The organism is uncultured Roseobacter sp. (assembly GCF_947493125.1).
Taxonomy (GTDB): domain Bacteria; phylum Pseudomonadota; class Alphaproteobacteria; order Rhodobacterales; family Rhodobacteraceae; genus Roseobacter.
The window spans coordinates 1-14,401 of the sequence record NZ_CANLQB010000020.1 but is presented as its reverse complement, the minus strand read 5'-3'; the positions used below and the strand labels follow the sequence as shown (position 1 = coordinate 14,401).

At 58.6% G+C, this 14,401-nt stretch carries 15 protein-coding genes and 1 pseudogene; 6 read left to right on the top strand and 10 right to left on the bottom strand.

The genetic code is table 11. The features are described from left to right. Positions 1 to 128: 128 nt before the first annotated feature. The 8 genes and pseudogenes from Q1A71_RS23495 to Q1A71_RS23460 form a co-directional block, all read right to left on the bottom strand. Complete coding sequence (locus Q1A71_RS23495) at positions 129 to 617, bottom strand: GNAT family N-acetyltransferase (RefSeq protein ID WP_299682793.1); 489 nt, start codon at positions 615 to 617, stop codon at positions 129 to 131. Between the two features lie 112 nt (positions 618 to 729). Next, entirely contained in the window at positions 730 to 1,383 is a 654-nt protein-coding gene (locus tag Q1A71_RS23490; RefSeq protein WP_299682790.1) for a DUF2848 domain-containing protein, read from the bottom strand. Positions 1,384 to 1,386: 3 nt separating this feature from the next. After that, on the bottom strand, positions 1,387 to 2,676 hold the full coding sequence (locus tag Q1A71_RS23485; protein WP_299682787.1) for a TRAP transporter large permease: 1,290 nt from the start codon (positions 2,674 to 2,676) through the stop codon (positions 1,387 to 1,389). Then, positions 2,673 to 3,221, bottom strand: coding sequence for a TRAP transporter small permease (locus Q1A71_RS23480; RefSeq protein ID WP_299682784.1), 549 nt, complete (start codon positions 3,219 to 3,221; stop codon positions 2,673 to 2,675). Before Q1A71_RS23480 ends, Q1A71_RS23485 begins: the two co-directional genes overlap by 4 nt. 24 nt (positions 3,222 to 3,245) lie before the next feature. Next, complete coding sequence (locus tag Q1A71_RS23475; protein ID WP_299682781.1) at positions 3,246 to 4,280, bottom strand: TRAP transporter substrate-binding protein; 1,035 nt, start codon at positions 4,278 to 4,280, stop codon at positions 3,246 to 3,248. A 24-nt stretch (positions 4,281 to 4,304) separates the two neighbouring features. After that, positions 4,305 to 5,156 (bottom strand): putative hydro-lyase, encoded by an 852-nt coding sequence (locus tag Q1A71_RS23470; protein ID WP_299682779.1) that lies wholly within the window; start codon positions 5,154 to 5,156, stop codon positions 4,305 to 4,307. Positions 5,157 to 5,210: 54 nt separating this feature from the next. Next, the gene (locus Q1A71_RS23465; protein WP_299682776.1) at positions 5,211 to 6,110 is read right to left on the bottom strand and encodes a LysR family transcriptional regulator; all 900 of its coding nucleotides are present in this window, start codon (positions 6,108 to 6,110) and stop codon (positions 5,211 to 5,213) included. Positions 6,111 to 6,590: 480 nt separating this feature from the next. Further along, positions 6,591 to 6,856: pseudogene (locus Q1A71_RS23460) on the bottom strand (hypothetical protein); the annotation flags it as partial. A gap of 411 nt (positions 6,857 to 7,267) precedes the next feature. On the opposite strand from Q1A71_RS23460, the gene Q1A71_RS23455 reads away from it, so the two are divergent. The 3 genes from Q1A71_RS23455 to Q1A71_RS23760 all read left to right on the top strand — a co-directional run bounded on the left by Q1A71_RS23455 (position 7,268) and on the right by Q1A71_RS23760 (position 9,618). Further along, positions 7,268 to 8,521, top strand: coding sequence for an acetamidase/formamidase family protein (locus Q1A71_RS23455; protein WP_299682773.1), 1,254 nt, complete (start codon positions 7,268 to 7,270; stop codon positions 8,519 to 8,521). Then, complete coding sequence (locus tag Q1A71_RS23450; RefSeq protein ID WP_299682770.1) at positions 8,514 to 9,017, top strand: hypothetical protein; 504 nt, start codon at positions 8,514 to 8,516, stop codon at positions 9,015 to 9,017. The genes Q1A71_RS23455 and Q1A71_RS23450 overlap by 8 nt, the downstream gene beginning before the upstream one ends. Before the next feature lie 238 nt (positions 9,018 to 9,255). Beyond that, positions 9,256 to 9,618 (top strand): DUF1403 family protein, encoded by a 363-nt coding sequence (locus tag Q1A71_RS23760; protein WP_366140348.1) that lies wholly within the window; start codon positions 9,256 to 9,258, stop codon positions 9,616 to 9,618. Positions 9,619 to 9,665: 47 nt separating this feature from the next. Here Q1A71_RS23760 and Q1A71_RS23445 read toward each other — a convergent pair whose 3' ends face one another. Both Q1A71_RS23445 and Q1A71_RS23440 read right to left on the bottom strand, forming a co-directional pair. Further along, positions 9,666 to 10,484: a DUF2189 domain-containing protein gene (locus Q1A71_RS23445; protein ID WP_299682767.1), complete on the bottom strand. Its 819-nt coding sequence runs from the start codon at positions 10,482 to 10,484 to the stop codon at positions 9,666 to 9,668. A gap of 284 nt (positions 10,485 to 10,768) precedes the next feature. Then, positions 10,769 to 11,218 carry an H-NS family nucleoid-associated regulatory protein gene (locus Q1A71_RS23440; RefSeq protein WP_299682764.1) on the bottom strand — a complete coding sequence of 150 codons (450 nt, stop codon included), beginning with the start codon at positions 11,216 to 11,218 and terminating at the stop codon, positions 10,769 to 10,771. 1,029 nt (positions 11,219 to 12,247) lie between these two features. Here Q1A71_RS23440 and Q1A71_RS23435 point away from each other — a divergent pair. The 3 genes from Q1A71_RS23435 (at position 12,248) to Q1A71_RS23425 (ending at position 13,969) form a co-directional block, all read left to right on the top strand. Next, positions 12,248 to 12,679 (top strand): MarR family winged helix-turn-helix transcriptional regulator, encoded by a 432-nt coding sequence (locus tag Q1A71_RS23435; RefSeq protein ID WP_299682761.1) that lies wholly within the window; start codon positions 12,248 to 12,250, stop codon positions 12,677 to 12,679. A 145-nt stretch (positions 12,680 to 12,824) separates the two neighbouring features. Next, the gene (locus Q1A71_RS23430; RefSeq protein ID WP_299682758.1) at positions 12,825 to 13,262 is read left to right on the top strand and encodes a DoxX family protein; all 438 of its coding nucleotides are present in this window, start codon (positions 12,825 to 12,827) and stop codon (positions 13,260 to 13,262) included. Then, positions 13,259 to 13,969: a glutathione S-transferase family protein gene (locus Q1A71_RS23425; protein ID WP_299682755.1), complete on the top strand. Its 711-nt coding sequence runs from the start codon at positions 13,259 to 13,261 to the stop codon at positions 13,967 to 13,969. Before Q1A71_RS23430 ends, Q1A71_RS23425 begins: the two co-directional genes overlap by 4 nt. Positions 13,970 to 14,401 lie beyond the last annotated feature (432 nt).

The window sequence follows — 14,401 nt, the reverse complement described above, 5'->3', positions numbered from 1 at the left end:
ACGCTTTAGTTCCTTCAATTGATCCGTGCCTATTCCACCGTACTCTTTCTTCCAACGGCAGAACGTCTGTTCAGTCCCACCTATACGCGTTGACAGATGACAGTCCTGCGACGCTAGTGTTCGTCCAGCTACCGTTCAACAGCCATGGGCAAGATCAGGCCCCATTGGGTCTCCCGAGGCGGCCCCAGCGGTTCGAATCCCAACTTCCTGTAAACGGCTATGGCTCTATGATTGTCGGGGTGCGGATCGGTCGCAATCACAGGTGCGCCAGCGTCGAAGAGAGCGTGCAGTCTCTCTCCAATAAACGCGGACCCATGACCGACCCCGATCATTTCGGGCGCGCCTATGTATTGGTCGATCCCCCGCGATCCTTTGGGAAGGCTGGCGAAATGATGGTCCTGCCAACCATGCACGGTGTAGTCCTGCATGAACGCGAAGGGCTGCCTGTTATTTGAAACAATCCAGCGAGCGACCCGAGGATCGGCCAAATCCGCTTCATCGTATGGCTCTTCTGCGTCCCACCAATCCTGGACATGCGGCTTAGACTGCCATGACCTCAGCAGTGCGAGGTCGTCCAATGTGGCTTCGCGAAAACTATAAGCACTGGCCGCGGTCATTTGACCAGTCTAACAGATCGTGCGCCAGTAGGGACGGAAGTGCGTCAGCTCTCGGCTGCAATACTACGCCGAAAGCCGCGAGATTTGTTTGGCAGATCGTGTTCCGGGCGTCTTAGGTGATCGAAGGCAGGGCGGTCACCGCGTAGTCGAGTGACAACTGAAGCGTCTGTTTCGGGTCGGTGAGTGACATGCGATAATCAGCCGCTGGTCTCACCCCACCGACGGCAGCAAGCGTTCCGCACAGCATGGCCTGGCCATCTTGCAAGGCTATGCCCGCAATGAGACTCGACAACGGACGGATGCTGGCCAATGTACCGCTCTGATACGTGACCCAGGCGTTGCTTTCCCTGATTTTGCACGTCAGGATCAGGTCATCGAGACGATCTTCGACCTCGGCCATGCGCCACAAGCCTGTGCTGACTGGCTTGTGGCAGATCTGTTTCGAGGCCGCGACCGATACCGTTTCGAGCGCACGGTCGGTGTGATCGGACGCAAGGCCGAGCCAGATCTCCCCCTCTGAACGGATTACAAGGGGCTCGATCTCGCCCGATGTTTCTGTCCCCAGAACCTGGATCGTGGAGGTCTGCGTGAGCAGATCGGCAGACACGCGATAGTAGAGCGGCACCTGCGATGGTGGCGACACGCCAATGGCTGCCAATTCGGCGATGTGATGATCCACAGCGGCGCGGTCTCGTCCGGTCCAACCGGCGACATAGACGTCGTGGATCTCGACATCGCGCGTTCCAACTGAGGTTTCGAACTGCATCGATCAGCTTCCGCTTAGCACATACGGTAGATAAAGCGCGATGGCCGGAAAGGCGATCAACAGGATCACCATGATCAGCATCGCAACGACATAGGGTATGGCACCGACCATGACTTCACTCATTTTTCCAGATTTGCGGGCGCCTTGAACAACGTAAAGGTTCAGCCCAACCGGTGGCGTGATCAGCGCCATTTCAATGAGTACGATCATCAGGATGCCGAACCAGATCGGATCGAACCCCTGTGCCACCACCAAGGGGACGATAATCGGGATCGTCACAACCATCAGTGACAGCGTCTCGATGAAGAAGCCCAGAACGATGTAAATCAGGACGACAACAAAGATCAGCCCCATGGGCGAAAGGCCCATCCCGTCGAGCAGCGACTGCAGTTCGTTACCGAGCCCCGCGGAGGCAAGGGTGAAGTTCAAGAAGGATGCGCCGATCACGACGAGCATGATCATCGATGTGATTTTGATCGTGCCGAGAATGCTTTCGGCGAACATGCGCAGGCTGATGCCGCCGAAGAGACCCGCGATAAGGATGGCACCGGCCACACCAACGGCCGCCGCCTCGGTCGGTGTGGCCCAGCCTTTATAGATCGTGCCAATGATGATGGCGAAAAGCAGAATGATCGGGATCAGTTGCACCAAAGCCCTCAACATGTCCGCGAGAGGAAAGGTGCGCCGATTGCCGCCAAGGCTTGGGCGGATTGTGCAGATCAAGGCTGTGATTGCCATGAACCCCAGTGCCAGTGCAATGCCGGGGATCAGCCCCGCCAGAAACAGCTGCGGAATCGAGGTTTGGGTCAGGAACCCGTAGACGATCAGGTTGATCGACGGGGGGATCATGATGCCGAGCGTGCCACCAGCGGCAATGGCACCCGAGAAGAGCCGAGGGTCATACCCCAGCTTCTCCGCCTGCGGCATGGCGACGGTTGCGACCGTCGCCGCCGTGGCCACCGAGGAGCCGGAGGTTGCGGAAAACATCGTCGCGGTTGCGACATTCGCATGCACCAGGCCGCCGGGCATCCATGACACCCATCGGTCAAGCGCGGAATAGGTGCGCGTCGCGATACCGGAGCGCACCAGAATCTCGCCCAGCAGCACAAAGAACGGAATGGCGATGAGTGTGGCGTTGTTCGACGTCGACCAGACTAGATTGCCAAGGCCGCGCATCAGAGGAAAGGCGCTGAAAAAGACATCGACGCCGAACCCGAGCAGAAACAACACGATGCCCACCGGGATCGACATGGCGAGCAGGCCCAGAAGCCCAAGGGCGATGGCCCAGATCATTTGATCAGATCCTCTTCCCCAAAGCACCCGATGGTGGTTTCCGCCTCCTTGAACCGGCCTTTCAAGATCATCATCGCGGCCACGACAAAGGTCAGCCACGCCATGACTGCGAACCACACCCAGCCCGCGAACCATGGGATCTGTACCCAAGCCAATGGCGTTTCAAGCGGAGTGTTGGCCCGGGATGAATTCGCCAGGGATCTTTCGACCACCGGCCAGCATTTGTAAGCGATCAATGTCACGGTGCCGGTCAGCATCAGCATCGCGAAGAGGTCAAAGAGGGCGCGGCCACTGTCATTGACGCGCCCCCTGAGGATATCAATGCGCACGTGTCCGAGTTCCAGCAGGGTAAAGGCCATCCCCCAGGATGTGGCGATGGCCATCACGTATCCGGAGATCTCATCCGTGCCGCCAAAAGATGACCCCATCTGGCGGAGCACGATGTCCGCCAGAACAATCAAGGCGCAGACCATCAGAACGGCCCCAGTGGCGAGGGCGATGCCATGGTTGAGGCGCCGGAGATTATGAAGAAGTTTGTCTTTCATGAGATCGGTCATATCGCTCCGTGCTTAGCCGCCGATCGACACGCCGACGACGCTGCCAACGCTCTCGTTCCAGCGGTCGGCCCAGTCGCCACCCGCCCGCTCAGCCCAGTCCGGCAGGACTTCGTTGACCAGAACGCCGCGGGCCTTCTCGAAGTCTGCATCCGACACTTCGACCAATGTCATGCCGCGGGCCTCGCCGGCCGGGCATTCGCCGTTGCCGGTCAGGCAGGCAATGTCATTGACCAGTGCGTCCTGAGCGGTCTCCCAAGCGGGGGCTTCGAATTCCGTTGCGACCTGGCTTGTGATCAACTCCTGCTTTTCAGCACTCAGACTGTTCCAGCGGTCCATGTTCATCGCCGTCACGACGCTGTCCCAACCGCCCAACGGGATCGCCATCAGATGAGTCGATACTTCCCACCAGCCGGCAGAGTAGCCGGATCCGGCCCCTGTCACCGCGCAATCGACGACGCCTTTCTGCAACGCACCGGGCACCTCCGAGAAGCTCACATTCACACCTTCGGCGCCAAGGGCTTCCAGGAACTTGGCGGTCATCCGGCCTGACGCGCGCACCTTGAGACCTTCGAGATCGGCCAATTCCGACACCTCGGCGTTACAGAACACGACCTGGGGCGGGTAGGGTGCAATGGCCAGAACCTTGGAATTGAAACGATTGGCATAGATATCATCGACCATCGGTCGCGCGGCATCCACCATCGCCTTGGCTTCGTCCGCCGTGAGGGCAAGAAGCGGCACGTCCAGCCCTTCAAGCTCGGGCGCGTCGGCCACGGCGTAGTCCGCTACGGTCATGGCCACGTCGTAGACCCCGTCACCCAACAGGCGGAACACATCCCCGACGCCGAGGTTCATCTGGTTGTGCGTGGTCAGCGCGACGTTGATTTCACCCCCCGATGCGGCAGGCAGCTTTTCGCTCCAGAACGGCGCTTCGTATTCCTTGTGAAGTGGTAGGCCGGACCAGCTGCCGACAACAGAAAGGTCCTCGGCAATAGCAGGTGAGGCAAGTGCGGTCGTGGCAATCAAAAGGGTGAGGGTGCGTTTCATGGGTGTCTCCTTGTTGGATGTCGATTATTGTATGGTGTCCGGCTGCAGCACTGGGACTTCGGCGTTTTCCGGAATGTCGCTGATCAGCATGTGGCCAGGCTTGTGGGTGATGCAAATCGGCAGGGCCGCCGCTTCGAGCGCGACCTGAGGCGTCACACCGCAGGCCCAGAAGACAGGAACGTGCCCATCAGGGACTGGCACCGCGTCTCCCCAGTCAGGATCTGCCACGTCGGCGATGCCGAGCTCTGCCGGATCCCCCCAGAAGACCGGCGCGCCATGGGCCAGCGGGAAGCGGCTCGAGATTGTGACGGCTTCGGCCACCCGCGCTTCCGGGATCGCGCGCATCGAGACGACCATCTTGCCACGGAACGGTCCGGCCGGAACCGTCTCGATATTCGAGCGGTACATCGGCACGGTCTTGTCGTTGTCGATGTGCCAGACCGGGATCCCTGCCTGCTGCAACGCATGTTCAAACGTGAAGGAGCAGCCGAGGGCGAAAACCACGAAATCATCCTGCCAGATGTCGGAGATATCCTGCGCTGATCCAGTCAGTCGACCGTCACGATAGATGTTATAGGCGGGCACATCGGTCCGAATGTCGATGTCCCGGCCCATCGTGAACATGGATGGGTTGCCGGTATCGGACACACCGGTCAGTGGGCAAGGCTTCGGGTTGCGCTGGCAGTATCTCATGAAGTCCAAGGCATAGGTCTCCGGCATGATGGCCAGATTTGCCTGAAGATAGCCGCTGCCAAGTCCTGCCGTGTGCGAGCGATAGGCGCCGCAGCGGATCGCGGCGCGCACGTCGGTCAACGAACTTGTTTTCAGCTCTTGATACAAGACACATGCCCCCGGAATGACTGTCGCAATCTGCATGGGCTTAAGTATAAAATCAAATCGAATATTTTTTTCGATTTTGATAAAGGAAGTTTATATCGTGTTCTGCGCTGCGTAAGTGGCGGACACCTCAAGTGCGAGCGTTGCCGCCGTTTCAGTTATATGGCTCTTTGGCTCGGTGAGGTAGGAGGCCGTGAATTGAAGCGGGCTCGGCACCCAGCCAGGATCAAACTCGCGAATACGCCCCTCGGACACATGCGGCTTTCCGAGAATGCGCGGGAGCGCCGCGACACCCATGTCCGCTTCGACCAACCGAAAGCACGCGGACAGCGATGACGAGGGCATCAGCGATGCCTCCGGTCCGATATGGTCAAACAGGTATTCTTTCAGTTCACGATAGGGACGCGTGTTCTTCGCATATGTCAGAACGGGCCGTTTCAAGTAGTCCGCCGGCACGCCGAGCGTTTCCCCGTCCGCCGCTCTGTACCAGGCAAGTTCGAAACCGGGCAGGACGATGTTATCGACCGAATACTCCGAAATGGGTCCAAGCAGGATCGCGAGGTCGATCTCGCGGCTCAGAAGGGCGTAGCGCAGCTCGCTAGATACATCCACTTTCAGTTCGATGTCCACCTTTGGATACGTGCTGTGCAATCGTGACGCAAGCTCAGGCAACCAACACTGCGCGACGGTTTCCGATGCGCCGATCCGCAAGCGCCCGTCTAGCGCTGCGGGGTCGATCACGTCCCGCCGGACAAGCTCTGCAAGATGCTCCAGCCGCTCCGCATAGGTCAGGAGCAGTTCGCCGCGCTTTGTGAGTTTCAGCCCGCCTGATGTCCTATCAAACAGGCTGCAGGACAAGGCGGTCTCAAGCGTCTTGATCCGTGTCGTCACAGCAGGTTGCGTCAGGTTCAGCGCAACGGCGGCCCGGTGGACACCTCCAAGGCGAACCACAGTGAGAAACGTTCGCATCTGTTCGATCGTGAATTGCGACATACCGCATTCGTCGCACAGAACGGCCAACCTTCATAGCTGTGCGTGGTCGGTCGGACGATGGCCGAGAGGTCACGCGCTCGGGGTGCCCAGAGGCTCGCAACGTCACACTCCGCCGAAGGCAGCTATATGTATGCTAAGGGTGGTGCGGCGCTGCTTCAACCGACGATGCGCTCAGCCGCGGGATGCCAGCTTAATGCTTCGGACTTAACTCTCTGCGCAGACAGCCAATGGCCGGTTCAAATTGTCCAGGCAAAGACGGCCTCTGCACTGTGAGCGATTTTCACGATTACGACAGCTTACAAATACCGTATTCTGTCCGGCCCGTCTGCCGACGTCTATTGCCTGGCCGCGCTCTTAGCAGATTGCTATGTACCATCTGGCCGACAGTGGACGAGTTGGGCAAGCACGGCTGCTCTCGGCAAACGACCTGCAAGACAGCGATCTCGGTCAAGGTGCCCCTAGTTTGAGTGTGAGCGATACCTAAACCGCAACTCTTATTGGTGTTGAGGGTAGGGGTTTTAGTTCATCTGCCCCCATCGTCTTTTCGCGGAACACCTCAGCAGTGTCTTCAATCCGAGGCATTTGCGGGGCGTCGCGTTGAGGCGGTCGCAGATCCTTTCTTATTCATGATCCTAGACTGGTGTGATGTCGCGCTTTCTGGGAAGCCATCTTCGCACCCGTCGATTGGTATTCACCACGGTGCCGTTCTGCCAAGGACGGGACGCATTCAGCGGTTTGAGGCCTAGCACGGCAGTGAGGTTCTCTCCCGTCTGTACATGTTTTGCGCCCCAAATTGTTGCTGGAACAGTCTTCGTTGCCATCGGGTGGCGCCGTCTCTTGCAGTCGATGACACCTGTCGTTTCGCAAGTGAGATGTCGGTAGAGCGGGAGCCATACGATCCATCCTTCAAGTGCCCGTGCTCTCCTTCGGTTTATCGGTCCTGCTCGGGCACGTCGCTGCCGTAGCGTAAAGTATACCTTGCACATGAAAGCATCTTTTGTAGCCTGCTTGCAGGATCCGTGTGCGCGTTGGGTTACTGGCCCCGTATTTTTCGCGAAAGGCACTTCGGCCCAGAGCGGTTTCGAACGACGATATATATGGACCGCGCCTCTCGCCGTTGCGGAGAAGCCGGCGCAAAAAAGTAGAGGGACATAGACATGAAATCATATTACTTTCAGGTCGCGAGCTGCTGCCTTGCCACCTTGGCGGCACCGGTTCTGGCCGATACAACAAATGTCACTTGGAAGACGGAGGTCGTGGTCGCAAAGGAAGGTGCGTTCTGTTCCGACGATCCAAACTGTTTCAATCGCTATCATCCCGATATCCCCGCCGTCGCGACGGCCTCGCCAGGCGATTTCATCATATTCGAGACGCGCGATGCGCTTGACAGCGACCTGACACTGGACTCGAACGCGGACGACGTCGCGGCGCTCGATTTGTCCGGCGTGCATCCGATGACGGGCCCTGTTGCGATTGAAGGTGCTGAACGCGGCGACGTCCTCGCAGTGACGGTTGTCGATATTGATCCCGACCAGTTCGGATATACTGTCATCGTGCCCGGCTTCGGGTTCCTGCGAGACGAGTTCACCGAACCCTACTTCGTCGGATGGAAGCAGAGCCGCACGCATGCTGTCTCTGATGCGATGCCGGGGATCGCGATCCCCTACGAAGCATTTACCGGCTCGATTGGCACCATGCCTGGCGAACTGGAGGTCGAGGACTGGCTTGCCCGCGAAGCGCAGTTGGCCGCAGTCGGAGGCATTGCGTTGCCGCCGGAACCTACTGGAGCGCATCCGGCGGCCATCTGTGGGGCAGGTGCGAGCCAAGAGCAACGCTGCCTGCGGACGGTGCCGCCCCGTGAAAACGGCGGCAACATGGATGTGCAGCAGATGCAGGTGGGGACGACGATCCTGATCCCCTGTTTCGTTGACGGCTGCAACCTGTTCATCGGCGATGTGCATTACGCGCAAGGCGATGGTGAGGTGTCGGGCACGGCCATCGAAACCGGCGCCGTCGTCACTGTCACGACGGAGATCAGAAAGGGCCAAGGTGAATTCATCACCAGCCCGCAGGTCGAAGGCGGCCAGCAGATCAAAGATATCGAACCCTCTGCCTTCCACCAGACCATCGGATATCCGTTCAAGGAACCGGGCTCGGTTCCGACCTATCACACTTATCTCGAAAGCGAAGTCATTGAGGATCTGCCTCAACTCTCCGAAGATCTGACTTTGGCTGCGCGCCATGCGTTGACGCAGATGATCGATCACATAACGCGGACTTACGATTTGACGCGGGAACAGGCCTATGTGCTGGCATCAGTCGCGGTGGATCTGCGCGTCGGGCAGGTTGTGGATGTTCCGAACTACATCATCACCGCGGTGCTCAACAAAGACGTGTTCGTTGATGAATAGGCGGGGTTTTCTGGCGGTGGTCGGGGCCGTGCTCGCGGCCCCTGCCTACGCACATACGCCTTACGGTCAGTGGGTCGTCTATCGGCAAAAGCATCTGCTGGTCGGCTCACATCGGGGCGACCTGCGGACGTACGATCTGGCGAAGGAAGTTGTTGCGGCCTTGGAGGAGGAGCTTCCCGAAGCGCAGGCACGGGTGGCGCGTGGGCCAAGGCCCCAGCGAATTGCATCCCTGATGGGAACAGGCCAGTTGTTTCTGGCGGTTATGTCCGCCGATGAAGCCTTGCGGATGGCACGGGCTGAGACACCCTTCGAGGGTTACCCTCCCACACCCGTGCATGCCGTAGCCGCGCTCGATCCTGACTATCTGCTTTTTGCGGCACCGGAGTTTCCGAGAGATCATGGTCGGCTCGTTGCGCAGGCGGTGGATCATGCCGGGTTGGGTGTCCGCCCGACCGAACATACCACGCACGCCGGAGCTGCGGCCTATTGGAGTTAATTTGAGCCGACGGATGGGCCATCGGCAGGCTGCTTGGCTGTCCTGCACGCCGTTTGGGAAGCCGACGACCGGGCGGAGCGGATCGCCTGCCTGCTCTCGGACGTTGTTCTAGCGCGGGCACTAAACTGGACACCGTGCTCCCGGTTTCGGCTCAGCAGCTCACCAGGGCAAAGTGGCGCGACCTTGCCGCCGACGGATGGGGGGCGAACTGACGGTTCAGTGACGGCTTTATGAGTCCATCGAAGCGACGATCCGATTAGGGCAAAACCTGGCCCAACGCAGCGCCGCGCCCAGACCGATTGCCCCGAAGCTGCGATCAAAGGGGCTAAGCGCACCGATCGAGCTGTTCCTGTCTGAGGACGCGGTGGCGCAATCGACCATGCTGGCGATTGCGTATTCGCTGGACCCCGATCCCTATGACGGACCGCGCTGCGCAGCGGTTTTTGACCGCTTGGTTGAGTTGGGTTTGGCGAAAGAGTTGATCGGTCGGTCGACGTTCCGGCTCGGTCCTGACCACGCGTGGACCCTCGCGATGAGTTGTAATCCTGGCGGTCGGCTCGGAGTGGCTGATTGTTCAGCAATAGCGGGCTGTCAGCCATGATACTGCGCTTCGCGGCGCGCCACGTTTCGACCCAATCGAATAGAGGATCACGGCCCCGCTGGTGGGACAGCCCGCTGATACAGGTGCCATGTGGTATGACCAAGGATCGGCAGGGTGAAGATCAGACCCAGAAACGCGGGAGCCAGTGACAACACCATCGTGACTGAGATGATCGCCGCCCAGGCGAGCATAACCACAGGGTTCTCCGTGACGACGCGAACCGATACGATCATTGCGGACACGAAATTGGTTTCCCGGTCGAGCAGCATGGGCATCGCGACGACGGTCACCGAAAACAGGACTGCCGACAGAACTGCGCCCGAACAGGTGCCAACTGCAAGGAACGTCCAGCCCTCGGGCGTGAGGAATACGGCGGTCAAAAACCCTTCAAAGTCCGAGAAGGATGCGTCCTGCAAGATGATCGCCAGCCAAAGCCTGATCTGGTACATCCATACCCAGAAAACCATCAGGGTGACGAAGGCCATCCAGCCCATTTCTCGATTGCGCTGATCGGCCATGACGGTGAGGATCTCAGACCAGCCGAAACTCTCGCCGTTTTGCAACCGGCGGGATATCTCATAGAGCCCCGCCGCTGCGAAGGGCGCGACCAGCGGAAAGCCTGCAATGGCGGGGATGATCATCCAGATCTTGCCGAGCCAAACCAGGCACCAAACGATGAGGATCCCGAAGAGCGCATAGAAGAGGCCGAAAGCACTGCTCATGACCGGCCGGGCCAGAAAGTCGGAGAACCCGGCTTTTAGTGCCGCGGCGACGTCATCTGCAGTCACCTTATTCACTTTGAGCGTCGCTCGCTGCCGCGGCTTCAGATTGTCCGGTGGTGTAGAACCTGCGGTCTCGGATGTCATGGCGTCCTCCTCGCAACGCATGATAGCACGTTCGCCCTTCTGCCAACACACATCGCTGGGCGACGGACCTCCTCGCCTGCTGAAATAGTCTGCAGTAGATGAGATACGGGCGCGAGGGTTGCGAGAGGGAAGTCCACAGAAAAAGTTGCCTGGATTATGTTTGCGCAGCGAAATAGATCACGCGCCCGCTTCCAGATTAAGCAGCCGAACAAAGAATGCCCGTGCCCTTTTTGTCAGGGCGCGGGCGCTTGGTCATTCTTGCAGTGGTGAGAGAGCCCGCCAATTTACGCGGCCAGATCTTCAAGTGCCTTCCCTGCGTCCAGGTGGGCAGTAAACCATGCTGGTTTGCGTCCCTTTACAGACCAGGTCTGTTCTGGATTGTCGAGGTTCTTGTATTTCGCCTTCGAAACGATCTTTGTTGTTTTGGTTGGCTTGGAAGCTGCCTTATTGACGACGGCCTGCTTCGTTTTTGCTGCTTCTTTAGACGCTGCCTTTGCGGTCGCCTTGCGTTCTGCTTTGCCAGTGGCCCTCGGGGCCGTTTGCGTTGTTGCTTTTTGAGCAACCTTTACCGGTGCTTTCGGACGTCTGGCGCCGTGCGAGCGCGCGACTTCGGCGAAGTCGACACCATGCCTTTTCGCGACTGCTTTCATCCCTAACAGCGCTTCCTGCTTGGCCAATTCTTGCCATCGCTTCTCGATCTTTGCGTTCGGCTTGTTCAGTTCAGTCGCGCTCATCTTGGTGACATCAGTTGTCTTAGTTCGCACGTAGTATTGCCAATCGACGTTACGCGAGTACCAACAAGGCATGATTAAAAATCTTAAGGATCTACGTTCAGCGTGGAGACTGAGAGGGGTGGAGAAATCCACGTGTGAGATGACAACGCCGGTGATCAAATTCCGCTTGCGATGACCTAACCTGAAACAAGCGCTTTTCAGGCTGTCGTTCAGGAACACGCTGGCCTGGGTCGATTCCGTCAGACGGTCGGCGCCTGGACTGGCCGCAAATGTCCGCCGGATACCGCTGGCGAGATTGCCGAAACCCTCCGCTCGCGCCCGCCGACCGCTCTGGCTGATAAAACCACCCCTGCGCCTGGTAGAAATGAGCCGATGTCTCGTCAGTTTCGGGCGTGCCGTCCAGATCTACCGCGGTCAGGTTGACGAGGACGGCTGAGGCCGCCGGGGCGGCCATGTCAAAATTGCGACAAAGCACAGCGCTTTATTTCGAAATAGGGGCATGGCGTCATTCCTCAAGAAAATACAGTGATGCGACTGCGCCTCATTTGCCTGCTGACATCCCACGCGCGGGCGATCCTGAAATCTTCCTGAAAGAGACCGCAGTCTCCTTTTCCATCGGCCGCGCCGGTTGACGCCGCACGATTTCGACAGCCTCCGAACAGCGGCCAAAGACGCCCATCGCCCGGCTCGTGCTGCCCTCGACGCCGAGATGGTGGACTATCGGCTGCCCAGGTCACTGCCGCGTGGAGCGCCCAGCACACTTGGCCGAAAGCGTATCCTAGAGGCCCCCTCATTGATCGGCATGCCATCAACCTGGATATAATCATCAGAAAGCAACGGAGCCTCCTCGCCTTGCGCGAAGATCACCGCAATCACTTTGCGCGGCATGTCGGTGATCAGCGATCTGCCGAATGCGATCTGTCTTGGTAACTGCGAGACCACCTTTCGAGGAAAAAAGCTCGGTTTCCGGATGGAAATCCTCCCTCAATCCAGCATATAGATGCACCTGCATCATATTAGGAGGCTTTTGTGAAAACCCCGTCAAAGGAAACGCAGGCTGCATGGCGCGCGCTGCTGTCCGTCAGCAAGTCTCTCGTTGAAAGCATTGAGCGCGACCTGAAGGCGGCGGATCTTGCCCCGCTTGCCTGGTATGATGTTCTCCTCGAAATCGAGAAGGCCGGCGAAGATGGCATCCGGCCCTTCGAGTTGCAGGAACGTCTTTTGCTGCCGCAATACGGCATGTCGCGGCTGCTCGACCGCATGGACACAGCCGGTTTGATCCGGCGCGAAACATTTGGTGACGACCGCCGCGGGCAAAGTGTTTTCCTGACACCCGAGGGCAAAGCCATGCGTGAGCGCATCTGGCCGGTTTACGCCGGGTTTCTGGCCGATCGCATTGGCGGCGCGTTGTCCGAGAAAGACGCCATTGTGATGCGGGATCTCCTGAGAAAGCTGGCGTAGGGGCATCGGGTTGGCTGTATCAATCTGTAACATGCATTTGCATCTAATTTGATACCGTGACGCGAGCTCGGATAGGTATATGCAACCGCATCTACTTATAGAATGTTAAAATGGATGCAAATTGCATGTTCCTGTAGGTACCGACATGACGCGACCATCAAGTACGGAATTCGCAACGTTTCTTCTCAGAATTGCCCTTGGCGCGATGTTCCTCGCCCACAGTGTCATCCTCAAGCTCTTCACGTTCACCTTGCCCGGCACCGCACAATTCTTCGTCGGCATCGGCCTGCCCGGCATCCTAGCCTACGTCGTCTTCGCTGTCGAAGCTTTGGTGGGGGTTCTGCTGGTCCGTGGGGTGCAGACCAGATGGGCCGCACTCGCGAGTTTGCCGATACTCGTCGGCGCGACCTGGGCCCATTCGGGCAACGGCTGGATGGTTGGCTATCCTGATGGCGGGTGGGAGTATCCGGCGTATCTGTCGCTCCTGGCGCTGGTTCAGGCGCTGCTCGGAGACGGGGCCTATGCCCTCAGCCGGTCGGCGGTAATTTTGCGTTTTCCTCGGGTCGGAGGCCGGTTCATATGAGCAGCCTTCGCCTGATGAGCCATGCGCTCTGCCCCTACGTCCAGCGCGCAGTCATTTCGCTGACCGAGAAAGGCGCCGTCTTCGACCGCACCGAAATCGACCTGGCAGACAAACCGTACTGGTTCCTTAAGATCTCGCCCCTGGGAAAGACACCGGTGCTGGTCTCAGACGATCAGCCGGTATTCGAGTCCGCGCCCATCCTCGAATACCTCGAAGACACGCAACCACATCCGCTGCATCCCGCTTGCTCGCTTGAGCGCGCACGGCACCGGGCGTGGATAGAATTCGGATCGGCGATGCTGAACAACATCGCGGGATTCTACAACGCGCCCAATGCGGCGGCGTTTGATGCTAAGATTGCCGCGCTCTCTGCCAAGGCTGACCGGTTGGAGGACGAGCTTCAGGTCGGGCCATATTTTGCGGACGATACCTTCAGCCTCGTGGACGCCGTTTTTGGACCGGTGTTCCGATATTTCGACACGTTCGACAAAATCGGTGAGTTCGGCATACTCGCAGGGTGTCCCGAGCTCGCTGCATGGCGAGCGGAGCTGGCGGCGCGCCCTTCGGTGGCGGCGGCTGTCGGTGCGGATTACCCTGAACGGCTCATGGTATTCCTGTCCCGGCGCAAGAGCTATCTGGCCCGGAAGATCGCTGCGGGAATCGGCGAACCGTCAGGCGAGGTGATCGGACAGCCTTTGGAGGCGTGATCGCACGACCCGATCGGATGTACTGTGGTTGATCACAAAGGGAAAAGGACCTGCACAACCGTACATTGACACCACCAAGCTTCAAGGGCCGTCATTCTGGAAGCCGCTTTTTTGATTGAACATTTCAGGAGAGATGCCCACCGGCAGCGCGGTCGATCGCATTTTCTGCTCTCACATTTCCGTGCACTCCGGCGTGGATCTTTGCCAGCGATATGCAGGTTGCGAGCTGCATCTCATCGCAGCCAACTCTTTGAAACTTGCCGTCTGCTATTTCGGCCCGACCTGAAGCGGCAGAAGTACATTGGTTTTCGCCGCACTGAGATCGAGGTCATTACACTGGTCACGCCTATCGAGTTGTCGTTCTTGTTTCACCGCTGGACTTTAAGTTGTTGATTTTATGAGAGTCATGTTCCTGTTTCATTTCTGGATTCT